We start from the raw sequence: 21,743 nt of genomic DNA, 5'->3' as shown, positions 1-21,743 counted from the left end.
CATCATGAGCGCCCTGACCGCCGCCCCCGCCACTGAGCGCGCCTCCCGGCGCGACATAGGCTTCGCGGCGGGCATCGTCGCCATTCTCACCATCCTGTTCCTGCCGATTCCGGCCCCGCTCATCGATCTCGGGCTGGCGCTGTCCATCGCGCTCTCGGTGCTGATCCTGATGGTGGCGCTGTGGATCCAGAAGCCGCTGGAATTCAGCGCCTTCCCCACCGTGCTGCTGATCGCCACCCTGCTGCGCCTCGCGCTGGGCATCGGCACCACGCGCCTCATCCTAGCGGAAGGCGGCGAGGGCGTTCACGCCGCCGGGCACATCATCAGCGGCTTCTCGCAGCTGGTGATGAGCGGCGATTTCGTCATCGGTATCGTCGTCTTCGTCATCCTGATCACCGTCAACTTCCTCGTCATCACCAAGGGCGCCACCCGCATCGCCGAGGTCGGCGCGCGCTTCACCCTCGACGCCATCCCCGGCAAGCAGATGGCGATCGACGCCGATCTCAATGCCGGGCTCATCGACGACAAGGAAGCCCAGAAGCGGCGCAGCGAGCTGGAGGAGGAAAGCTCCTTCTTCGGCTCGATGGACGGCGCCTCCAAATTCGTCCGCGGCGAGGCGGTGGCGAGCCTGATCATCATCGCCGTCAACATTTTCGGCGGCATCATCATCGGCGTCACCCGCCACGAGATGGAGCTGCGCGAGGCGGCGGACATCTTCACCCGCCTCTCCGTCGGCGACGGGCTGGTCTCGCAGATTCCCGCCCTCATCGTCTCGCTCGCCGCCGGCCTGCTGGTGTCGAAGGGCGGCACGCGCGGCGCCACGGAAAAGGCGGTGCTCGGCCAGCTCGGCGCCTATCCGCGCGCGCTCTATGTCGCCGCCGCCCTGCTGTTCTGCCTGGCGCTGGTGCCCGGCCTGCCGCTGATCCCCTTCGCCGGGCTCGGCGCCATCCTGGCCTTTGTCGGCTACAAGGTGCCGCAGCATCTCGCCCGCCAGAAGGAGGCCGAGCAGGCCCGGGCGGCGCAGGCGCAGCAGCAGGCCGCGGCCGAGGCCAAGGATTCGGTCAAGGAATCGCTGCGCACCGCTGAGGTCGAGGTGGTGGTCGGCAAGCAGCTCGCCACCCTCGTGCTGCGCAACCCGGCCGAACTCGCCCACCGGATCGGCAAGATGCGGCGCAAATTCGCCGAGCGCTACGGCTTCGTGGTGCCCGACATCCGCGTGACGGAAGGGCTCGGCCTGCCGGCGAAGAACTACCAGATCCGGCTGCACGGCACCGCCATCACCGGCCATGAGATGCGGATCGGCGAGGCGCTGGTGGTGATCGGCGAGGGCCCGCGCCCGGACGTGCCCGGCGACGAGACGCGCGAACCGGCCTTCGGCATGAAGGCGCTGTGGGTGTCGGACGCCTATGCCGCCGAGGTCAAGCGCGAGGGCTTCATCCCCATCGACGCGCTCTCCATCATGCTCACCCATGTCAGCGAGGTGGTGTCGAACAATCTCGCGCAGTTGCTGTCCTACAAGGACATGCGCGCGCTGCTCGACCGGCTCGATCCCGAATATAAGCGGCTGATCGAGGATATGTGCCCCGCGCAGATTTCCTATTCCGGGCTGCAGGCGGTGCTCAAGCTGCTGCTGGCCGAGCGCGTCTCGATCCGCAATCTCCACCTCATCCTCGAAGCCATCGCCGAGATCGTGCCGCATGCCCGCCGTTCCGAGCAGGTGGTGGAACATGTGCGCATGCGCATGGCGCAGCAGATTTGCGGCGATCTTTCCGAGGGCGGGGTGCTGAAGGTGCTGCGGCTCGGCGGCAAATGGGACCTCACCTTCCATGAGAGCCTGAAGCGCGACGCCAAGGGCGAGGTGGCGGAGTTCGACATCGACCCCCGCCTTGTCGAGCAGTTCGGCACCGAGGCCTCCACCGCCATTCGCGAGCGCATGCGCAGCGCCGGCAGCTTCGCCCTCGTCACCGCCCCCGACGCCCGGCCCTATGTGCGGATGATCATCGAGCGCATGTTCCCGGCGCTGCCGGTGCTCTCGCATGTGGAAATCGCCCGCGGGGTGGAAATCTCCTCGCTCGGGGCCATCGCGTGAACAGCGCGGCGGAGGCGCCCCTCGTCGCGGCGTTCCTCATCTTCTGCCGCATCGGCGCCTGCTTCATGCTGATGCCGGCCTTTTCCAGTAGCCGGCTGCCAGCCAAGGTGCGGCTGTTCCTGGCGCTGGGCATTTCCTATGCCCTCACCCCGCTGCTGGGCGACGGCATCGCCCGCACCGTGGTCGGCCTGTCGCAGGCCCAGCTCCTGCTGGCGATCGGCGGCGAACTCGCCACCGGTGGCATTATCGGCCTGCTAGCGCGCATCTTCTTCCTCGCCCTGCAGACGCTGATGACGGCGGCGGCGCAGGCGCTGAGCCTCGCCACCCCCTCCAGCATGATGGCGGACGATGAAGGCGGCCAGGTGCCGGAAATCGCCACGCTGATGGCGCTGTCCGCCGTCGCCCTGCTCTTCGCCACCGAACAGCACTGGGAAATCCTGCGCGCGCTCATCGATTCCTATGCGCGTCTGCCGCCGGCCGGCACCTTCCAGACCGGCGCCTCGCTCGCTTTGGTCGTGGACCGGCTCACCGACACCTTCCTGCTGGCGCTGCGGCTGGCGAGCCCGTTCCTCATCTATTCCGTGGTGGTGAACTTCGCGGTCGGCCTCATCAACAAGCTGACCCCGCAGATTCCCGTCTATTTCATTGCCATGCCCATCATCACCGCCGGCGGGCTGCTGCTGCTCTATGCGACGGTAGACGATGTGCTGCGCATGTTCCTGGAGGCCTTCGCCTCCTGGCTGGTGAAAGGCTGAACCATGGTCGCCACACTGCGCAAGGCGCGGCGGATCGAATCGGTGCAGGGGCAGATGCACCAGCGCGCCGAAAGCGCGCTCGCCCAGCTGGAGCGGGCGCTGGCCGAGGTGCAGCGGGAGCGGGGCGAGGTGCTCGCCGTGCTCAACAACGAGGCCGTGCCCTCCTTCGTCATCGCCCTCGCCGCCCCGCGCCTGCGCGCGCTCGACGCGCAGATCGCCCGGCTGCAGCAGGAAGTGGCGCAACAGAAAGTGGTGGCACTCGACGCCGCCATGCGGCTGAAGCGGGCGGAGCGTCTGACCGGCAAGGCCGCCGCGCACGCCAACGCCGCGCAGGAGCGCGCCGATCTCGACGACGCGCTCGAGGCTTTCATCGCCCGGAGTGGCGCAAGCTTCCCGGCAGCCTGACCTGCGAGGCTGCAACCGTCAAAATGTAACGGTGCAGCCGATGAGCATTCAGCCGCCCTCCGATATCCTTCTCGACGTGGTGAAAGCCGCCGATCCGCACAAGGCGCAGGCCATGGCGGCGCGGCTGCGCGAGGTCGCGTCCGCCGGTCCGGCCGGGGCCGTGGACCTCGCCGAGGGCGCGGGCTTCGATGACGCCCTCGCCAGCGAAGGCGTCGCCGCTCCGGCCCTCGGTGAAGGCACCAGCCCGCTCGGCGGCTTCTCCGCCCGGGCGCTTTCCAACGCCACCGCCCTTTCCGCCCGTCACGAGACGCCCGGCGCCTCGCCCTATCGGCGCTTCGAGGCGATGGTGCTGAGCGGCTTCGTCGAGCAGCTGCTGCCGAAATCCAGCGCCACCCTGTTCGGCGCCGGCACCGCCGGGCAGGTCTGGCGCTCCATGCTGGCCGAGCGCATCGCCGACGAGGTGGCGAAGTCCGGCGGCATCGGCATCGCCCAGCACCTCGCCGCCGCGCGGGGCGGGCCCAGCGCATCATGACCGCCAACCCCGCCCTTGCGACGCTGAAGGGCCTGCTCGACCGGCTGGAAGAGACGGTGGAGGAGGAAACCTCCGCGCTCGCCCAGCGCCGGCCGCTGGACTTCGAGGAGATCAACCGCCGCAAGAGCCGCAGCCTGCTGGAACTGACGCGCGCCATTCGCTCGCTGCCTGAGGCGTTCGACGCCGCCCGCGAAGGCGGGCTGTCCGCGCGGCTGGCGCGGCTGCGGGCCGGGCTGGAGGCCAATCAGGACATGCTGCGCATCCATCTTTCCGCCGCGCAGGAAATCGCCGCCCTTCTTGGCCGCGAAATGGGCGAGGCGGAATCCGACGGCACCTATTCCTTCGCCCAGCTCAACCGGCAGGCCGCGCGATGATGCGTCTGCTGTTCATCGGCCTCTGGGCCTGCCTGGTGACGCTGCTGGCGAGCTATGGCGGGGCCTATTGGATGGCGGGCTCGGCCGGCGCCAAGAGCGAGGAACCCTACCTCGCCGGGCTCGAATATCGCCGGCTGGACCCGATCAACGTGCCGATGATCATCGACGGCACCGTGCGCGGCTATGTCATCGCCAAGCTGGTGTTCACCGCCGACGCGGGGACGCTGCGCAAGCTGCCGATCGACCCGCAGATCTTCGTCACCAACGCGGCCTTTGACGAGATTTACACTGAAGGCCGCATCGAATTCGGCAAGTTGTCGAAATACAACCTCGCCGAGATGATGGCCAATATACGCATGAGGGCCAATGAAAAGCTCAAAGGCGATGTCATAACCGAGATACTGGTCGACGGCATCAACTACATCGACAAGTCCGAAATACGTGCCCTTGTCGACCGGACCGGCGACACGCCGAAGAAGAAATCATCCGCCGCCTCAGGCGAAAAAGCAACGCATTGATCTCACCCGGAATGTCCACATGAAGATCACCGGTAAAATCTATTCCATCGTCGCCACGTTGGGCCTGACAACGGCGATCGTCGGCGGCATTTCGGTCTACACGCTGGCGCATGAAACGCGCCTCGCCAACAAGCTCGACCAATTGCACCGCCAGGCCTTCCTCGCCGAACGCATCAACGGCCTGGTCAGCACCGTCGTCATGGACGCGCGCGGCATCTACATGTCGAAGGACACGGAAGCCGCCAAGCCCTTCGTCGCCGGCCTGAAGCGCAGCCTCAACCACCTGCAAGAGACCGCGCAGGAAGTGACCTCGACCAAGGATGCCGATGTCCAGGCCAGCTTCGGCCCGGTCGCCAAGGATGTCGCCGACTTCGTCGCCTTCCGCACCGAGACCGCGCGCCTCGCCACCTCGGAAGGCCCGCAGGCGGCCAATGTCCAGGGCAACAACGAGGCCAACCGCGCCAATCGCAAGGCACTGCAGACCTCGCTCAACGAACATGTCGAGCGGCTGCGCGACATGACCGATCCGCTGCGCGAGGAGTTCAACACCGTCAGCAGCTGGGCCGGCTTCGTCATCCTCGCCGCGACGATCATCGGCCTTCTCATCGGCATCGGCACCGGCCTCTATATCGGCGTCGTCACGCTGAGCCGCCCCATCCGTCGGGTTATCGAAACGGTGAAGGCCGTGGCCGACGGCAAGCTCGATGTCGCGGTCGAGCCCAATCCGGGCAAGGACGAGATTGGCGACCTCTGGCGTTCCACCGGTGAGCTTCTGGGCACGCTGCGCGATGCCGAGCAGCTGCGCGCCGAGCAGGCGACCAATGCCGAACGTATGGAAGCCGAGAAGCGCGTCGCCATGCGCGATCTCGCCGAACGCTTCGACAGCGAGGTCTCCGGCGTCGTCCGCTCCGTGGCGGCCGCCGTCACCCAGCTCGAACATTCCGCTTCCAGCATGAGCTCGTCCGCCGACGAGACCAGCAAGCAGTCCACCGTCGTCGCCGCGGCCGCCGAACAGGCGACCAGCAATGTGCAGATCGCCGCCTCCGCCGCCGAGGAGCTCGCCGCCTCGGTGCGCGAGATCGGCCATCAGGTGGCCACCGCCGCCAAGATCGCCGGCGAGGCGACCGAGCAGGCGACCGGCACCGCCGATGTGGTGCGCGGCCTCGCCACCAACGCCCAGCGCATCGGCCAGGTGGTGAACCTCATCACCGACATCGCCTCGCAGACCAATCTGCTGGCCCTCAACGCCACCATCGAGGCGGCGCGGGCAGGCGAGGCGGGACGCGGCTTCGCGGTCGTGGCGATGGAAGTGAAGACCCTCGCCGAGCAGACCTCGAAGGCGACCGACGAGATTTCCTCGCAGATCGCCGCCGTGCAGGGCGCCACCAACGATGTGGTGCGGGCGATCGAGAACATCACCGGCACCATCCGCCGCATCGACGAGATTTCCAGCGCCATCGCCACCTCGATCGATGAGCAGGGGGCGGCGACCGGTGAGATCGCGCAGAACGTCCACCAGGCGGCCCAGGGCACGCAGGAAGTCTCTTCCAGCATTTCGACGGTGAGCGTCGCGGCTGCCGATACCGGCCGCGTCTCCGCCGAAATCGTCCGCTCCGCCTCCGATCTGTCGTCTCAGGCCAGCCGCCTGCGCACCCAGGTCGACACCTTCATCGAACGCATCCGCGCCGCCTGAGCCCCGCCGGCGCCGTGCGCGCCGGCTCCGAGATCACCCCAATCCAGTGAGTGTCATGGACGATCTGCTCCGCGAATTCCTGACGGAAACCAGCGAAAGCCTCGACGTCGCCGACGGCGAACTTCTGAGGCTCGAAACCGACCCGAACAACCGGGACATCCTCAACAACATCTTCCGCCTCGTGCACACCATCAAGGGCACGTGCGGCTTCATCGGCCTGGCGCGGCTGGCACGGCTCGCCCATGCCGCCGAGACGCTGATGGATGAGTTCCGCAACGGCCGGCCGGTGAAGTCGGGCGCGGTGGACCTGATCCTGCGCACCATCGACCGGATCAAGCTGATCCTGGCCGAGATCGAGCGCACCGACGGCGTCGAGCCTCCGGGCGCGGACGAGGACCTGATCACGGCGCTGGAGGCGGAAGCCGCGCAGGAGACCGTCGAGGAAGAGGTGGTCGCCCCACCGCTCGCCGCCGCCATGCCGGCGCCGGTGGAAACCGTCTCTGCCGCCGGCACGCTGGAGCGCGAACTGCTGCCGGGCGAAGTGCCGCTGGACGAACTTGAGCGCATGTTCCGCGAGACAGCGGTGGAAGCCCGCCCCAAGGCGGTCGCCACGCCCGCCCCCGCGCTCGCGCCGAAGGCCGCCGAGGGTGAGCTGGCCGCGGCCGGGCACGACCCGGCGGCGGCGGCGGCGCAGACCATCCGCGTCAACGTTTCCGTGCTCGAACATCTGATGACGATGGTGTCCGAGCTGGTGCTGACCCGCAACCAGCTGATGGAAATCAGCCGCCGCAACGAGGACAGCGAATATAAGAGCCCGCTGCAGCGGCTCTCCACCGTGACCGGCGAATTGCAGGAAGCGGTGATGCGCACCCGCATGCAGCCGATCGGCAATGCCTGGCAGAAGCTGCCGCGCATCGTGCGCGACCTCGCCCATGAGCTCGGCAAGCATATCGAGCTGGAACAGCACGGCGCCGAGACCGAACTCGACCGGCAGTTGCTCGACCAGATCAAGGACCCGCTCACCCATATGGTGCGCAATTCCGCCGATCACGGTCTGGAGATGCCGGCCGCGCGGCGCGCCGCCGGCAAGCCGGAAAAGGGCACGATCCGCCTCGCCGCCTATCACGAGGGTGGCCATGTCATCGTCGAGATTGCCGATGACGGGCGCGGGCTCGATGTCAGCCGCATCAAGGCGAAGGCGGTCGAGAACGGCCTGTGCACGGAAGCCGATGCCGCGCGCATGACCGATGCGCAGGCCTTCCGCTTCATCTTCCAGGCTGGCTTCTCCACCGCGCAGCAGGTCACCAGCGTATCCGGCCGCGGCGTCGGCATGGATGTGGTGCGCTGCAATATCGAGGCGATCGGCGGCACGGTCGATGTCCGCTCCAAGCGCGGCGAAGGCACCACCTTCACCATCAAGATCCCGCTGACGCTGGCCATCGTCCCGGCGCTGATCGTCGAATCTACCGGCGAGCGCTTCGCCCTGCCGCAGACCTCGGTGGTCGAGCTGGTGCGGGTGCGCGGCGATAGCGAGCATTCGCTGAGCTTCATCAAGCACGCCCATGTGCTGCGCCTGCGCGACCGGCTGCTGCCGATCCTCGATCTCGGCACGGTGATGGGCCTGTCCTGCCATTGGGGCGAGCGTCCCGAGGGCGAGCTGATCGTGGTGATGCAGGTCGGCAGCCAGCGCTTCGGCGTCGTTGTCGACAGCGTCTCGCACACCGAGGAAATCGTGGTGAAGCCGCTCGCCTCGGTGCTGCGCGGCATCTCCCTGGTCTCGGGCAGCACCATTCTCGGCGACGGGCGCGTCATCATGATCATCGACCCCAACGGCCTGTCCCAGCTCGCCGCCGCCCGCTCGGACAAGACCGGAGAGGCGACCAAGAGCGAGGCGGATGCCGCCAAGAACGCCGATACCAACCGGATGTCGCTGCTGCTCTGCCGCGCCGGCGCGGAAGGGCTGAAGGCGGTGCCGCTCGCCCTCGTCACCCGCCTCGAAGAACTCGACGCCGAGGATGTGGAGCGCCTGTCGGATCGCTGCGTCGCGCAGTATCGCGGCACGCTCATCCCGATCCTCTACGCCAATGACGAAGTGGAGCGGAAGACCTCCGGCAAGCAGCCTCTGCTCATCTTCTCGGAAGGCGAGCGGACCATGGGCCTCGTCGTCGACCAGATCGTCGACATCGTCGAGACCGCCTTCGAGCTCAAGCTGTCCTCGGCCTCCCCGGACATCATGGGCGGGGCGATCATCAACGGCACCGCGACCGAGGTGCTGGATGTCGCCCATTTCGTGCAGCGCGCCTTCGGCGAGAGCTTCGACATTCCCGTCGGGCATGGCCATGAGCGCAGCGGCCGGCTGCTGCTGGTGGACGACAACGCCTTCCATCGCGCCATGCTGGAACCGGTGCTGAAGGGCAATGGCTATGCCGTGACCACCTGCACCTCCGCCAGCGAGGCGCTGGAGAAGCTCTCCGGCGACGCCCGCTTCGACGCGGTGGTCAGCGAGGTCGATCTGCGCGGCCTCGACGGCATCGGCTTCGCCGAGCGCGTGCGCAGCGAGCTGCACATGGAGAACCTGCCGATCATCGCCATCGCCACCGGCGGCGACGCGGATTCCATCGAACGCGGCCGGATGGCCGGTTTCACCGATTATGTCGCGAAGTTCGACCGCAACGGCCTCCTCGCCGCGCTGCGCGAATTCGCGGTCCACGAGGATGAGGAGAAGGCGGCATGAGCACGGCAGCTGCCAATGTGGAAGGGCGCAGCGACGCCCATCAATATGTGACGGTCCGCGTCGGCGGACAGCTCTTCGGCCTGCCGATCTCGTCGGTGAACGAGGTGTTCGTCCCCGATCGCATCACCCCGGTGCCGCTCGCCTCGCGCGAGATCGACGGGGTGCTGAACCTGCGCGGCCGCATTGTCACCATGATCGACATGCGCCGCCTGCTCGGCCTGTCGGACGGCACCCTCGCCCGCATGGCTGTGGGCATCGAGCGCACGGGCGAAGCGTTCGCCCTGCTCATCGACGGGGTCGGGGACGTGCTGCTGCTCGACCCCAGCACCTATGAGAGCAACCCGCCCAATCTCGAGGAAGAGTGGACGCAGTTCGCCGAGGGCGTCCACCGCCTGGAGACGGAGCTGCTCGTGGTGCTCGATGTCGAGCGTGTGCTCGCCACCGTCGGTGGCGTGCGCAGCGCGGCTTAAGCGTACGGAGCCGGGAACGAAGCCGATGAAGACGTTTCTTGTCGTTGACGACTCCAGCGTGGTGCGCAAGGTCGCGCGGCGAATGCTGGAAGAATGGTCGTTCGAGGTCGACGAGGCTGAGAACGGCGCCGTGGCGCTTGTGCGCTGCCGCCAGCAGATGCCTGACGGCATCCTGCTCGACTGGAACATGCCGGAGCTCACCGGCGTCGAATTCCTGGAGCAGCTGCGCAGCGAAGCCGGCGGCACCGCGCCGCGTGTGGTGTTCTGCAGCACCAATAACGATGCCTCCCATATCGCCTCGGCCCTCTCGGCCGGCGCGGACGAGTACATCATGAAGCCGTTCGACGCCGACATCCTGCGGGAGAAGCTTGTCGAGGTCGGTCTGCTGGAGGAAGAGCCCACATGACGCTCGCACGCCCCCCGGGCGCCCCCGCAACGCCGGCGCAGGCGCAGCCTTCCGGTCCGCCGATCAAGGTGATGATCGTCGACGATTCGGTGTTCATGCGCGGCATCCTCAGCAAGTGGCTCGGCGAATCCGGCGAGTTCACCGTGGTCGGCACCCATCCCAATGGCCGCCGCGCCGCCGACGATGTCCAGAGTTCGCAGCCGGACGTGGTCATCCTCGACCTCGAAATGCCCGACATGGACGGCCTCACCGCCCTGCCGCTCATCCTTGAGCGCAAGCCCAACACCGCGGTGCTGGTCGCCTCGGCGCTGAGCCGCCGCGGCGCGGAGGTCAGCCTGCGCGCGCTCACCCTCGGCGCGGCGGACTATCTGCCCAAGCCCGACAGCGCGCGCGGCCCGGTGGCGGCGGAGGAATTCCGCGCCGAGCTTCTGGCCAAGGCCCGCAGCCTCGGCCAGCGCGTGCGCCGCCGCTCCATGCCGCGGCCGCCGATCGGCTCGACGGCCGGCACGCCCGCTGCGGGCGCGCCCGCGACGGCCCCGGCCGCCGCCCCGGCGAAGATCCCCGGCCTCGGCCGTCCCGATGGCAAGCTGCGCGCCTATTCGCGCATGCCGCCGGCTCTCCTCGCCATCGGCAGCTCCACGGGCGGGCCGCAGGCGCTGACAAAGCTGTTCGCCGATATCGGTCCCTTCATCGGCCGCGTGCCGGTGCTGGTGGTGCAGCACATGCCCCCCACCTTCACCGCCATCCTGGCCGAGCACATCGCCCGCGCCTCGGGCCGGCGCTGCGCCGAGGGGCGCGACGGGGAAGACCTCGTCGCCGGCCAGATCTATGTCGCGCCGGGTGGCCTGCACATGGATGTGGTGCAGAGCGGCGGCGTGAGCCGTATCCGCCTCTTGGACAGCGCGCCGGTGAATTTCTGCAAGCCCGCCGTCGACCCGATGTTCGAATCGGTCGCCGGCATCTATGGCGCCGCGGCACTGAGCGTCGTGCTCACCGGCATGGGCAGCGACGGCGCGCGCGGCGCGCTGAAGATCGCCGATCTCGGCGGCAGCGTCATCGCCCAGGACGAAGAAAGCAGCGTGGTCTGGGGCATGCCCGGCGCCACGGCGGCGATCGGCGCCTGCGCCGGCATCCTGCCGCTGGTGGAGATCGGTCCACGGGTCAACCGGCTGCTTACGGGAGGCCGCGAATGATCGCGCCCGCCGAATTCGACTTCCTCCGTCGCTTCCTCAAGGAAAAATCCGGTCTCGCCCTCTCCGACGACAAGCACTATCTGCTGGAGACACGGCTCGACCCGGTCATGCGGAAGGCCTCGATCCCCAATGTGGCGCATCTTGTCGGCGCCCTGCGCGAGCGCGGCACCTCCCCGCTCGCCGAGGCCGTGATTGAGGCGATGACGACGAACGAGTCGCTGTTCTTTCGCGACAAGCGGCCCTTCGAACAGCTCGCCTCGCTGTTCCTGCCGGGCATCGTCTCGCGTCGCCCGCCGGGCCAGCCGCTGCGCATCTGGTGCGCCGCGGCCTCGACCGGGCAGGAGCCGTATTCCATCGCCATGCTGCTGCGCGACAATGAGCGGCTGCTGGGCGGAAGGCGGGTGGAGATCGTCGCCACCGATCTCTCGGGCGAGGTGATCGACCGGGCGAAGGAGGGGCTCTACAGCCAGTTCGAGGTGCAGCGCGGCCTGCCGGTGCAGTATCTGCTGAAGTGCTTCAACCAGGAGGGCGACATGTGGCGCATCAATGCCGACATACGCTCCATGGTTCGCTTCTCCCGACTGAACCTGCTGCAGCCCTTCGGCCATCTCGGGCAGTTCGACGTCGTGTTCTGCCGCAACGTGCTGATCTATTTCGACGCGCCGACGAAAAGCGACGTGCTCAGCCGCATTGCCAGCATCATGGCACCGGACGGCTATCTCGTGCTCGGCGGCGCCGAAAGCGTGCTGGGCCTGTCCACCGAGCTGGTGCCCGGCAGCCAGCACGGCTTCTACATCCGCAAGAACTGACGCGGCTCCGGCCGTCGCGGCGTTCTCGGCCCTCCCGAGGAAGGAGAACGCGCGCCCGGGCCGGACAAGACAGGCAAGCCGCACACAAGGAAGCCGCCCACGGGCGGCTTCCCTTCAACGCCGACGTGGGCTCACAGCAGCGATTTGCGCAGCAGCATGTGCACGCCCTTATTGCCGTCCACCATCTGCGTCACCCGCAGATTTCCGGCCAGCGAGCACAGCATATAGGCCTGGTTGCGCGAGAGATTGGTGCGCTCGCACACATGCTTGACCATCTCGCGCGTCGCCTGCTTGGCGGCGTCGTCGAGATCCTCGTCGAGACCGATCGACATCAGATGCGTCGCGCTCTCGGCGAAGGGCCAGTCCAGCGCCATGTCCTTGCGCACGGTGAGGCGGAACGTGCCGGTGACGCCGGTTTCCAGCGCCGTGATGCACACTTCGCCATCGCCCTGCACGCCGTGGCCGTCGCCGGCGAAGAACAGCGCACCCTCGTTGAAGACCGGCAGATAGAGCGTGGTGCCGGCGCGCAGCTCCTTATTGTCCATATTGCCGCCAAAGGCGCGCGGCACCGGCGAGCCGCAGCGCCCCCAGGCCGGCGGCGGCGCCGTGGCGATGATGCCGAAGAAGGGGTCGAGCGGAATCTCCGTGCCCCACGGCATCACGCAGACATTCTTGGCGTGGTCGACCACGGGGTGGATGGTCTCGTAATCGGTGAACTCGTCCGGCAGCGTGCCGAGCAGCGGCAGGATGGAGACGAAGCCCCAGTCCTGGCGCACCTTCACGTCGAGAATGTCGACCTGCAGCGCGTCGCCGGGCTTGGCGTCCTTCACATAGATCGGGCCGGTGATGAAATGCGGTCCCGGCCCCTGCGGCAGCGTGTCGAGCGCCAGCCGGTAATCCTCGGGAACCGGCAGCGTCTCGGGCAGCGTCTCCTTGCCGCCGGCGGGGAAGGAATGCAGCGTGACCACATCCCCCGAGGCGACTTCGAGCACGGGCGGGGTCTGGCTGTCGAGATAGCCCCAGACCATGTTTTCCGGAGTGGCCGGGATTTCAAAGCGGCGCGACATGGGGAACTCCTGATGCGAGGCGCGAGCGCGTGTCAGACGGCGATGAAGCGGGTGAGATGGGCGCGGCTCATCGCCTCGGCGCGGCCGCTCTCCACCACGGCCCCGCGCGAGAGGATGAGGAAAGCGTCGGCGGTCTCGATGGCGAAGTCGAGATATTGCTCGACCAGCAGGATGGACAGCCGGCCTTTCAGCGCGCGCAGCACCTCGCCGATGGCGGCGACGATATTGGGCTGGATGCCCTCGGTCGGCTCGTCGAGGATCAGGAGGCGCGGGCGGGTGACGAGGGCGCGGGCGATGGCGAGCTGCTGCTGCTGCCCGCCCGACAGCGCGCCGCCGGGGCGCTTCCACATCTCGGCCAGCACCGGGAACAGGCTCACCGCCTCCTCCATCGCCGCCGTGCCATAGGTGCCATGGGCGCGGGCGGCGGCCTCGATGTTCTCGCCCACCGTCAGCTCCGAGAAGATCTCGCGGCCCTGCGGCACATAGGCGATGCCGGCGCGGGAGCGGCGGTTGGGCGACCAGCCGGTGATGTCGGCGCCGTCGAGCAGCACCCGCCCCGCGCTCGGCGCGATCAGCCCCATCACGCATTTGAGCAGCGTGGTCTTGCCGGCGCCGTTGCGGCCGAGAACGGCCAGGCATTCGCCCGGCGCGATCTCCAGCCCCACTTGGCGCAGCACCTGCGAGGAGCCGTAATGCTGGTCGAGTGCCTCGATACGGAACTGCATGCTCAGCGCCCCAGATAGACCTCGATGACGCCGGCATCGGCGCGGACCTTGTCCATGGGCCCTTCGAACAAGGTGCGGCCCTCATGCAGCACGGTGACGCGGTCGGCGATGCGCTCGACGAAATCCATGTCGTGCTCGACCACGATAATGGCGCGGTCCGGCCGGTTGAGCCGGCGCACCAGCTGCGCCGTGCGCTCGGTCTCCTCATCGGTGAGGCCGGCGACCGGCTCGTCCAGCATCAGCACCTTGGGGTCGGAGGCCAGCACCATGCCGATTTCCAGCCATTGCTTCTGGCCATGGCTGAGCTGGCCGGCAAGGTGGGTGGCGTGACCGGCGAGGCCGACCGTCTCCAGCACCTCGCTCACGCGGTCCTCCAGCGCCGGCGCGTCGAGGTCGCGGCGAAAGCCGGCATCCGCGCCGATGGCGATGTGCTGGCGCACGCTCAGCCCCTCGAACACGCTGGGCTTCTGGAACTTGCGGCGGATGCCGGCGCGGGCGATGGCGGAGTCGCTGGCCTGCGTCAGGTCGAACGCGCCGTCGAACAGTACCCGGCCCTCCTTCGGCCGCGTGATGCCGGAGATGACATCGAGCAGCGTGGTCTTGCCCGCGCCATTTGGGCCGATTACCGCGCGCACCTCGCCATAATCAATGGCGAGCGACAGGGCGTCGATGGCGCGGTAACTGCCGAAGCGCACAGTGAGGCCATCGACAAGGAGAGCGGTGACCGCCATCAGCGCCCCTCCTCCAGCGCGGCGGCCGCGCGCCGCGGGCCCATGGGGCGGACGAGTTTGAACGTCGCCAGATCCATCAAGCCATTGGGGAAGACCAGCACGACGAGCACGATCAGCCCGGAGAGGATGAACGGCCAGATGTCCGGCGCGGCAAAGGACAGCCAGAACTTCACGGCGTTCACCAGCAGCGCCCCGATCACCGCGCCGACGAGATGGCCGCGCCCGCCGATCGCCACCCAGACCGCGATTTCCAGCGACAGTTCCGGCGAGAGCACGCGCGGATTGATGATGCCGACCTGCGGCACATAGAGCATGCCGGCCAGCATGGCGATCAGCGCCGACAGGCACCACACGCCGAGCTTGAGCCGCAGCGTCTCATAGCCCAGCGTGCGCAGCCGGGTTTCGTCGTCGCGCGTCGCCAGCATCAGCGCGCCGAAGCGGCTGCCGACGAGCAGGCGGCAGCCCACCAGCACGCCGGCCAGCACAAGCAGCGAGGCAATGGCGAGCGCGGTGATCATGCCTGATGTGCCCATCGGCCAGCCGAACAGCACGGCAAAGCCGGTCATGCCATTATTGCCGCCAAAGCCGGTGTCGTTGCGGAACATCAGCAGCATGGCGACATAGACCAGCGCCTGGGTGATGATGGCGAAATACACCCCTCCCACCCGCGAGCGGAACGAGACATAGCCGAAGATGCCGGCGATCAGCCCGGTGACTGCCACGGCGACGAACAGTGCATAGGGGAAAAACTCGAAGCCCGCCCAGTAGAAGGGGAAGTCCTTCCAGCCCATGAACTGCAGGAAGTCCGGCACCGTCCCCGTCACGACGAAGGAGTGCTTGAGCAGATACATCGCCATGACATAGCCGCCAATGGCGAAGAACAGGCCATGGCCGAGCGACAGGATGCCGAGATAGCCCCAGATGAGGTCGAGCGCCATCGCGAGCACCGCGAAGGCCGCGAGCTGGCCGATGGCGTTGGCGAGATAGCGCGACAACGCGAAGGGCGTGCCGGCGAGCAGCCCCATCACCAGCGCCACGCCGACCAGCGCGAGCAGCAGCGCGAGTTCAGCCGGCCTTCCAGATTGGCCATGGTGCCGGAGGAGGAGAACAGACAGCCGAGCTTCACCGGACCGGCGGCGCGGGCGCTGCGCAGATAGGCCGGCATGGCGAGGGGAGACGCGAGGCCGGCGGCCGCAACGCCACTCGCCTGCAGGAAGGAACGCCGCGAGAACTTGACCATGGGACGGACACCTCGATGAGCGGAAGATGCCGCGAATTCTGGTGAACCCCGGTCCCGGCGCAACTTCATATAATGTTCAGCCCTGCCCAATGGCGCGGCACCGGGCCTGCCCTCGCGCCGTTTCTGGCAGGATTGCCACTTGTGGACGCGCGCCCCTGCCTGCCCGCCACCGCGCGGGCCAGGGCGGCAACCGCCCGCGCCCGCCCGCGCCGCCAAGCCCGAGGGCCGGCTTTGACGCGGCGCAGGATTTCGGTCGCCGCGCGGGGCGAGACGCGGTACTGTGCTCATATTAAGCGCATGCTTATCTGATGTGCGGCTGACAGCCGCGGCGCCAGATGACCGGCTTGGGGTGTGGGGACAGGTTCGACCGTTCGATCCGTCAACGTTCATGAGGACGATCCGATGCGACGTTCGCAGTTCACCGAAAGCGAGATCATCCACCTGATCCAGGAGGCGAATGCCGGCGTGCCGGTGGACGAGATCTGCCGCACCGCCCAGGTCTCGCTGCGCACCTTCTACCGCTGGCGCCGCCGCTTCGGCGGACTGAGCGCGCCGGCGGTGATGCAGATGAAGGAACTGGAAGCGGAGAACCGCCGGCTGCGGGCGCTGGTGTCGAACCTGTCGCAGCAGTTGCACGAGCCCCCGCGCACCGAACCGCCCGGCGAGCGGCCGCATCGTCCCGGTCGCCTTCCCTTGCCGCCCGGCGCGATGCCGCCGCACCGCGCCTCGATGCTGGCGGCGGAGCGCTGCGGCGGGGCGGTGGTCGGCCGCTTCGCCTCGGTGCGCGTCACACGCTGAGGCGCTGCCGCTTGTTTAGGCGCGCCAAATGGCAAAACTGACAGAATGATCCGGGCCGCGCGGCGGAAATAATCATTTCGCCGACTGCGTGTGCGCGACGCGGCCGCGAATGCTGCGACAGCATCGCTGAAGCGCCGCTTTCGGTGACGCACCAAGAACATGCCCCTCCCGGCGGCAGATTACTGCGCTCTATTTGCGCTTGCGCCACGCCGCACCCGGTCTTTTCCTTTCCGCCGAGGCTCATGCGGCATTCAGCACGGTGGAGAGCAACCCATGTCCCGGATTACAACCGACGGCTTCAACCGTCGCGGCTTCCTCAAGACCTCGGCCCTGATCGGCGGCGGCCTCATCGCCGCGCCCTATCTCGGCGGGCGCGCCAGCGCGGCGGCGTTGAAGACGGTGAATTTCAGCGAGGCGGTGCACAACCTCGGCTACATTAATCTCTATGTCGGCATGCACGCCGGCATTTTCGAGAAGAACGGCCTCGACATGAAGGTCTCCGCCGCCGGCGGCGACACCCAGACCTTCGCCGCCGTGCTCGGCGGCTCGGCCGATTTCGCCATTGGCGACGCGACCATGGCGCAGATCTCGCGCGAGAATGGCGGCCCCGGCGTGGTGGTCGGCACAGTGGTGCAGCGCGCGCATTATTTCGGCGTGTCGAAGACCATGGAGCCCTTCACCGACCCGATGGCGCTGAAGGGCAAGAAGGTGGTGACCTCCCCCGAGCCGAACACCAATTATTCCGTCACCAAGCGCATGGTGGAAAAGGCCGGCATGAAGCTCGGCACCGATGTCACTATCGTGCCGGTCAATCCCGGCACCGAGATCGGCGCCATGCTCGCCGGACAGGCCGATATGGCGGTGGCCTATCAGCCGAGCGTCGCCGCCGCCGAGGCGCAGGGCTCCAAGGTGGTGTTCGACTTCTCCAACTATATCGGCCCGTTCTGCAACACCGGCATCATGGTGCTGCCCTCCACCATCGCCAAGGACCCGGCCATGGTGCAGGCGCTGGTCACCTCCTTCGAGCAGGCCTCGCGCATGACCTATGCCGACCCCGCCTTCGCCAAGAAGGTGGCACGGCTGGAATTCCCCGATCTGCCGGGCGATGTCGTCGACAAGGCGATCGACGCCGAGCTGAAATACCTCATCCCGGCGCAGTCGGTGATCACCAAGCCGGACCAGTGGGCCAATCTGATGGACATGCAGCTCTATCTCGGCAACATCAAGGGCACGGTGAAGTTCGACGAGATCATCGACAATTCCTTCGCCGAGAAAGCCATCAAGCAGCTCGGGTGAGCGCGGTGGCTCCCCCCGCCATCGCGGGAGGGGCGGCCGCGCCGGCTGGCGCGCCGCCTCTCGTCGTCGAGCACGTGGCCAAGAGCTACGACGCGGACGGGCGCATCGTGCCCGTCATCGGCGATCTGTCGCTGAACCTGAACGAGGGCGAGATCGTCGCCATTGTCGGCCCTTCCGGCTGCGGCAAGACCACGCTGCTCAACACGCTGTGCGGGCTCATTTCCGCCGATGCCGGGCGCATACGCTGGCACGGCCGCGAGATTGCCGGCCAGCCCGCCGGCGTCGGCTACATGCTGCAGAAGGATTTGTTGCTGCCCTGGCGCACCGCGCTGCGCAACGTCATGCTCGGGCTGGAAATACGCGGCGTGCCGCTTTCCGACGCCGAGGAGCGCAGCCATGTGGTGCTCGACAAGCTCGGCCTGCACGGCTTCGCCGAGCATTACCCCACCACCCTCTCTGGCGGCATGCGCCAGCGCGTGGCGCTCGCGCGGACCCTCGTCAACGAGCCGGACGTGCTGCTGCTGGACGAGCCCTTCGCCGCGCTCGATTTCCAGACCAAACTGCTGATCGAGAGCGACACCGCCCGGCTGGTGCGCGAAAGCCGCCGCTCGGTGCTGCTCATCACCCATGACATCGAGGAGGCGGTCTCCATCGCCGACCGTGTCATCGTGCTGACGAAACGGCCGACGCGGGTGAAGGCGGTGTACGACATCGCCCTCGACAGCGACCGCACCGACATGATCGCCGCCCGCGAGAGCCCCGGATTCGTCGACTATGTCCGGCGCATCTGGGCCGATCTCGACGTGGCGCGGAACTAGGAGGAGCGGCATGGACGCATCCGCCCGCTTCATCCCGACTGATACCGGCGCAGCCGACGACCATGCGGCGGCGCGCCTCGCCGCCCACCGGCGCGCCCGCCGGCGCGCCACGGCGCTGGTGCTCCTCAGCCAGATCGCCCTGCTCGCCGCCTTCATCGGCTTCTGGGAATACATGACCGCCTTTGACCGGCAGGCGGCCTTCATGTTCGGCTCGCCCTCGGCCATCGCCGGCTTCCTCGTGACCATGGCCAGCGACGGCAGCCTGTGGCGCGACACCTATGTCACCGGCGTCGAAACGCTGCTGGGCTTTGCCGTCGGCAATGTCATCGGCACGCTGATCGGCCTGTCGCTGTGGTATTCGCGCTTCGTCTCCCGCGTCATCCAGCCCTTCGTCATCGCGCTGGGCTCGATCCCGATCATCGCGCTGGCACCGATCATCATCATCTGGTTCGGCACCGGGCTGATGTCGAAAATCGCCATGTCGACGCTCTCGGTGGTGATCGTGGCGCTGGTCACCTCCTACAAGGGCGCCATCGGCGTCGATGAGGACCAGATCAACCTGATGCGCACGCTCGGCGCCTCGAAATTCCAGATCTTCCGCAAGCTGGTGGTGCCGGCCTCGCTCACCGACATTTTCGCCGGGCTGAAGCTCACCGTCGGCTTCGCGCTGATCGGCGCCATTGTCGGCGAGTTCATGTCGTCCTCGGAAGGGCTCGGTCACGCCATCTTCAAGGCCGGCTCGCTCTACATCATCCCGAAAGTGTTCGCGGCGCTGGTCGCCACCATCGCCCTCGCCCTTCTCCTCACCTTCCTCGTCGGCAAGGTGGAAAAGCGGCTCATGCCCTGGCGCCGCCTCGGCTGAACCGCCCGCCCCTGCCCCAGTGCCCAACGGAGTGACCATGACCCAGCGTGTCGCCAAAGAAGGCAACATCAAATACGCCCTCTCCGCCGCCGACGCCTTCATCGCCCGCGTCGTGCCCGGCGAGACCTTCGTGGTGGAGTGCGCCATCAACGCCAATGACGGCACCATCCGCCATGTCGGCCAGCAATTGACCGAGGCGGACGTGACCCTGCCCTTCGTCAACGGCGCCACCGGGCCGATCGAGGTCGGAGGCGCAAAGCCCGGCGACATGCTGGTGCTGGAGATCGTGAAGATGGAGGTGGACACGCTCGGCTTCACCGCGCTGTGGCCCGGCATCGGCATGTTCCCGGACTGGGTGCGGCAGAAGGAATTCGGCCTGCGCACCCATGTGGTGGAGATAAAGGACGGGGTCGTCCACTGGAGCGACAAGGTGAAGCTGCCGGTGCGGCCGATGATCGGCGTCGCCGGCGTCGCCCCGGTGCATGGCGCGGTGCTGACCGTCGACAACGGCACCCATGGCGGCAATCTCGACGTGCAGGAAATCACCGCCGGCAACAAGGTGATGTTCCGCGTCAACCATGCCGGCGCCCATCTCTTCCTCGGCGACTGCCACGCGCTGCAGGGCGATGGCGAAGCCAATGGCATGGGCGCCATCGAGGTGGCGGCGACGCTTACCGTGCGGGTGACGCTGGAAAAGGCCCCGGCACGGCTCACCCATCCCCGCATCGAGACGCCGACGCATATCTGCACGCTCGGCTGCGCCCGCCCGCTGGAGGATGCCATGCGCACCGCCTTCCAGGAGATGATCTACTGGATGGAGGACGAGTACGGCATCCCGGCGCCGGAGGGCTACATGCTGCTCGGCCAGATCGCGGAGGCCCGCTGCACCCAGGTGGTGAACCCGAAATACACCTATATCTGCAAGGTCGACAAAGCGATCCTCGCCCAGTTCGCGCCGTGATCGGGCGCGGCGGCGGCTTTCACCGCCAGCCGCCGCGTTTGGCACATGCGCGCTAGAGCCTGATCCGATCAGGTTGAATCAACCTGATCGGTAAAACGTTCTCTAGCGCGCCGTCCAGCCGCCATCGACACGCAGGCTGTCGCCGGTGATGAAGCGCGCCCCCGGCGACACGAGGAACAGGATGCCCTCCGCGATATCCTCGGGCGTCGGCAGCTCGTTCAGCGGCACCATGTCGTAGACGAAGCGCCGGAACTCGGCATCCTCGAACATGCCGTGGGTCATCGGCGTCATCACGAAGGTCGGCGCGATCGCGACGACCCGGATGCCGCGCGGGGCGAGTTCCACCGCCATCGCCTTGGTCAGCCCCTCCACCGCATGCTTGGTCATGCAGTAGACCGTGCGCTTGGGCGAGCCGACATGGCCCATCTGCGAGGACATGTTGACGATGACACCCCCTTGGCCCATCGCCCGCGCCGCGGCCCGCGCCACCCGGTAGACCGAGCGGATATTGAGGTCGATCATCCAGTCGAGCGTCTCGTCATCGACATCGACCATCAGCTTGGGACGATTACCGCCCGCATTGTTGACGAGAATGTCGAGATCGCGCATCGCCTCGATCCGCATGAGCAAGCCCGCGTCGCGCACATCTGCGGCCCATGGTTCAATGCGACCGCCGCCCTCCTGCGCGAGGTCGTCGAGATCGGCCTGCGTGCGGGCCACTGCGATGACCTTGGCTCCCGCCTTCGCCAGGGCGAGCGCCGTCGCCCGCCCGATGCCGCGGCCGGCGCCGGTGACCAGCGCCGTCTTGCCCTGCAGCCGCATCGCTCAGCGCTCCTCGATATCCGCCACGAGACCGGCCGCCTCGATGCCGGCGACCGCGCAGAATTCGTCGACATCGGAGGTATCGCCGCTGATGCCGACGGCGCCGATGATCGGCCCGTCCGCGCCGGCGCGCACCAGCACGCCGCCGGGCACCGGCACCATCCGCCCCTCGGTCGCCGCGGCGAGCGCGGTGAAGAAGCCGGGAGTCTTCGCCGCCCGCACCGACAGGCCCCGCGAGGAAATGCCCATGCCCAGCGCGCCCCAGGCCTTGCCGAAGGCGATGTCGAATCGCGCGATCCCGCTGCCATCCTCGCGGCGCACCAGCGTCACATGGCCACCGGCATCGAGAACCACCACGGTCAGGGGCTTGGCGTCGCGCCGCCGACCGTCCTCCAGCGCGACACGGCCGATCACATCGGCCTGAGCCAGGGTGAGACCGGCCATG

General features: G+C 67.7%; 24 protein-coding genes. 17 read left to right on the top strand and 7 right to left on the bottom strand.

Features of this window, described 5'->3' with window-relative positions; all coding sequences use genetic code 11:
• Positions 1-4: 4 nt before the first annotated feature.
• Genes flhA through K9D25_RS08460 form a run of 12 tightly spaced genes read left to right on the top strand, consistent with a single transcriptional unit; the run spans position 5 to position 11,978 of the window.
• On the top strand, positions 5-2,089 hold the full coding sequence (flhA, locus tag K9D25_RS08515) for a flagellar biosynthesis protein FlhA (protein WP_244450420.1): 2,085 nt from the start codon (positions 5-7) through the stop codon (positions 2,087-2,089).
• Positions 2,086-2,844 (top strand): flagellar biosynthetic protein FliR, encoded by a 759-nt coding sequence (locus K9D25_RS08510; protein WP_244450419.1) that lies wholly within the window; start codon positions 2,086-2,088, stop codon positions 2,842-2,844. Before flhA ends, K9D25_RS08510 begins: the two co-directional genes overlap by 4 nt.
• A 3-nt stretch (positions 2,845-2,847) precedes the next feature.
• The gene (locus K9D25_RS08505) at positions 2,848-3,249 is read left to right on the top strand and encodes a hypothetical protein (RefSeq protein WP_244450418.1); all 402 of its coding nucleotides are present in this window, start codon (positions 2,848-2,850) and stop codon (positions 3,247-3,249) included.
• Between the two features lie 40 nt (positions 3,250-3,289).
• The gene (locus K9D25_RS08500; RefSeq protein WP_244450417.1) at positions 3,290-3,781 is read left to right on the top strand and encodes a rod-binding protein; all 492 of its coding nucleotides are present in this window, start codon (positions 3,290-3,292) and stop codon (positions 3,779-3,781) included.
• Positions 3,778-4,155, top strand: coding sequence for a hypothetical protein (locus tag K9D25_RS08495; protein WP_244450416.1), 378 nt, complete (start codon positions 3,778-3,780; stop codon positions 4,153-4,155). Before K9D25_RS08500 ends, K9D25_RS08495 begins: the two co-directional genes overlap by 4 nt.
• Positions 4,152-4,673 carry a hypothetical protein gene (locus K9D25_RS08490; RefSeq protein WP_244450415.1) on the top strand — a complete coding sequence of 174 codons (522 nt, stop codon included), beginning with the start codon at positions 4,152-4,154 and terminating at the stop codon, positions 4,671-4,673. Before K9D25_RS08495 ends, K9D25_RS08490 begins: the two co-directional genes overlap by 4 nt.
• 19 nt (positions 4,674-4,692) lie before the next feature.
• Positions 4,693-6,366 carry a methyl-accepting chemotaxis protein gene (locus K9D25_RS08485; protein WP_244450414.1) on the top strand — a complete coding sequence of 558 codons (1,674 nt, stop codon included), beginning with the start codon at positions 4,693-4,695 and terminating at the stop codon, positions 6,364-6,366.
• 55 nt (positions 6,367-6,421) lie between these two features.
• On the top strand, positions 6,422-9,100 hold the full coding sequence (locus tag K9D25_RS08480; RefSeq protein WP_244450413.1) for a hybrid sensor histidine kinase/response regulator: 2,679 nt from the start codon (positions 6,422-6,424) through the stop codon (positions 9,098-9,100).
• On the top strand, positions 9,097-9,570 hold the full coding sequence (locus K9D25_RS08475; RefSeq protein ID WP_244450412.1) for a chemotaxis protein CheW: 474 nt from the start codon (positions 9,097-9,099) through the stop codon (positions 9,568-9,570). Before K9D25_RS08480 ends, K9D25_RS08475 begins: the two co-directional genes overlap by 4 nt.
• Before the next feature lie 25 nt (positions 9,571-9,595).
• Entirely contained in the window at positions 9,596-9,976 is a 381-nt protein-coding gene (locus tag K9D25_RS08470; protein ID WP_244450411.1) for a response regulator, read from the top strand.
• Positions 9,973-11,169: a protein-glutamate methylesterase/protein-glutamine glutaminase gene (locus tag K9D25_RS08465; protein ID WP_244450410.1), complete on the top strand. Its 1,197-nt coding sequence runs from the start codon at positions 9,973-9,975 to the stop codon at positions 11,167-11,169. Before K9D25_RS08470 ends, K9D25_RS08465 begins: the two co-directional genes overlap by 4 nt.
• On the top strand, positions 11,166-11,978 hold the full coding sequence (locus tag K9D25_RS08460) for a CheR family methyltransferase (protein ID WP_244450409.1): 813 nt from the start codon (positions 11,166-11,168) through the stop codon (positions 11,976-11,978). Before K9D25_RS08465 ends, K9D25_RS08460 begins: the two co-directional genes overlap by 4 nt.
• A 131-nt stretch (positions 11,979-12,109) precedes the next feature.
• Here K9D25_RS08460 and K9D25_RS08455 read toward each other — a convergent pair whose 3' ends face one another.
• Genes K9D25_RS08455 through K9D25_RS08435 form a run of 5 tightly spaced genes read right to left on the bottom strand, consistent with a single transcriptional unit; the run spans position 12,110 to position 15,741 of the window.
• Complete coding sequence (locus K9D25_RS08455; RefSeq protein WP_244450408.1) at positions 12,110-13,045, bottom strand: acetamidase/formamidase family protein; 936 nt, start codon at positions 13,043-13,045, stop codon at positions 12,110-12,112.
• Positions 13,046-13,077: 32 nt separating this feature from the next.
• Positions 13,078-13,770, bottom strand: coding sequence for an urea ABC transporter ATP-binding subunit UrtE (gene urtE, locus K9D25_RS08450; protein WP_244450407.1), 693 nt, complete (start codon positions 13,768-13,770; stop codon positions 13,078-13,080).
• A 2-nt stretch (positions 13,771-13,772) separates the two neighbouring features.
• On the bottom strand, positions 13,773-14,501 hold the full coding sequence (gene urtD / locus K9D25_RS08445) for an urea ABC transporter ATP-binding protein UrtD (protein ID WP_244450406.1): 729 nt from the start codon (positions 14,499-14,501) through the stop codon (positions 13,773-13,775).
• The gene (urtC, locus tag K9D25_RS08440) at positions 14,501-15,526 is read right to left on the bottom strand and encodes an urea ABC transporter permease subunit UrtC (protein ID WP_244450405.1); all 1,026 of its coding nucleotides are present in this window, start codon (positions 15,524-15,526) and stop codon (positions 14,501-14,503) included. The genes urtD and urtC overlap by 1 nt, the downstream gene beginning before the upstream one ends.
• Positions 15,526-15,741 carry a twin-arginine translocation signal domain-containing protein gene (locus tag K9D25_RS08435; RefSeq protein ID WP_244450404.1) on the bottom strand — a complete coding sequence of 72 codons (216 nt, stop codon included), beginning with the start codon at positions 15,739-15,741 and terminating at the stop codon, positions 15,526-15,528. The genes urtC and K9D25_RS08435 overlap by 1 nt, the downstream gene beginning before the upstream one ends.
• Positions 15,742-16,143: 402 nt before the next feature.
• Between K9D25_RS08435 and K9D25_RS08430 the strand changes: the two genes are divergently transcribed.
• The 5 genes from K9D25_RS08430 to K9D25_RS08410 all read left to right on the top strand — a co-directional run bounded on the left by K9D25_RS08430 (position 16,144) and on the right by K9D25_RS08410 (position 20,476).
• The gene (locus K9D25_RS08430; protein ID WP_244450403.1) at positions 16,144-16,539 is read left to right on the top strand and encodes a transposase; all 396 of its coding nucleotides are present in this window, start codon (positions 16,144-16,146) and stop codon (positions 16,537-16,539) included.
• Positions 16,540-16,812: 273 nt separating this feature from the next.
• Positions 16,813-17,835, top strand: a complete 1,023-nt coding sequence (locus tag K9D25_RS08425) for an ABC transporter substrate-binding protein (protein WP_244450402.1) — start codon at positions 16,813-16,815, stop codon at positions 17,833-17,835.
• Entirely contained in the window at positions 17,832-18,653 is an 822-nt protein-coding gene (locus K9D25_RS08420) for an ABC transporter ATP-binding protein (protein ID WP_244450401.1), read from the top strand. The genes K9D25_RS08425 and K9D25_RS08420 overlap by 4 nt, the downstream gene beginning before the upstream one ends.
• 10 nt (positions 18,654-18,663) lie before the next feature.
• The gene (locus tag K9D25_RS08415; RefSeq protein ID WP_244450400.1) at positions 18,664-19,515 is read left to right on the top strand and encodes an ABC transporter permease; all 852 of its coding nucleotides are present in this window, start codon (positions 18,664-18,666) and stop codon (positions 19,513-19,515) included.
• A gap of 37 nt (positions 19,516-19,552) precedes the next feature.
• Positions 19,553-20,476, top strand: coding sequence for an acetamidase/formamidase family protein (locus K9D25_RS08410; RefSeq protein WP_244450399.1), 924 nt, complete (start codon positions 19,553-19,555; stop codon positions 20,474-20,476).
• A 102-nt stretch (positions 20,477-20,578) separates the two neighbouring features.
• Here K9D25_RS08410 and K9D25_RS08405 read toward each other — a convergent pair whose 3' ends face one another.
• A complete protein-coding gene (locus tag K9D25_RS08405) occupies positions 20,579-21,298 on the bottom strand; it encodes an SDR family NAD(P)-dependent oxidoreductase (RefSeq protein WP_244450398.1) in 720 nt (239 codons plus the stop codon).
• A 3-nt stretch (positions 21,299-21,301) separates the two neighbouring features.
• Positions 21,302-21,742 carry a GlcG/HbpS family heme-binding protein gene (locus K9D25_RS08400; protein ID WP_244450397.1) on the bottom strand — a complete coding sequence of 147 codons (441 nt, stop codon included), beginning with the start codon at positions 21,740-21,742 and terminating at the stop codon, positions 21,302-21,304.
• Between the last annotated feature and the right edge of the window lies 1 nt (position 21,743).

Source organism: Ancylobacter polymorphus, from assembly GCF_022836935.1.
Classification (GTDB): Bacteria; Pseudomonadota; Alphaproteobacteria; order Rhizobiales; family Xanthobacteraceae; genus Ancylobacter; species Ancylobacter polymorphus_A.
Note: the sequence above shows the minus strand (reverse complement) of the source record. Positions and strands in the feature narration are given on the sequence as shown.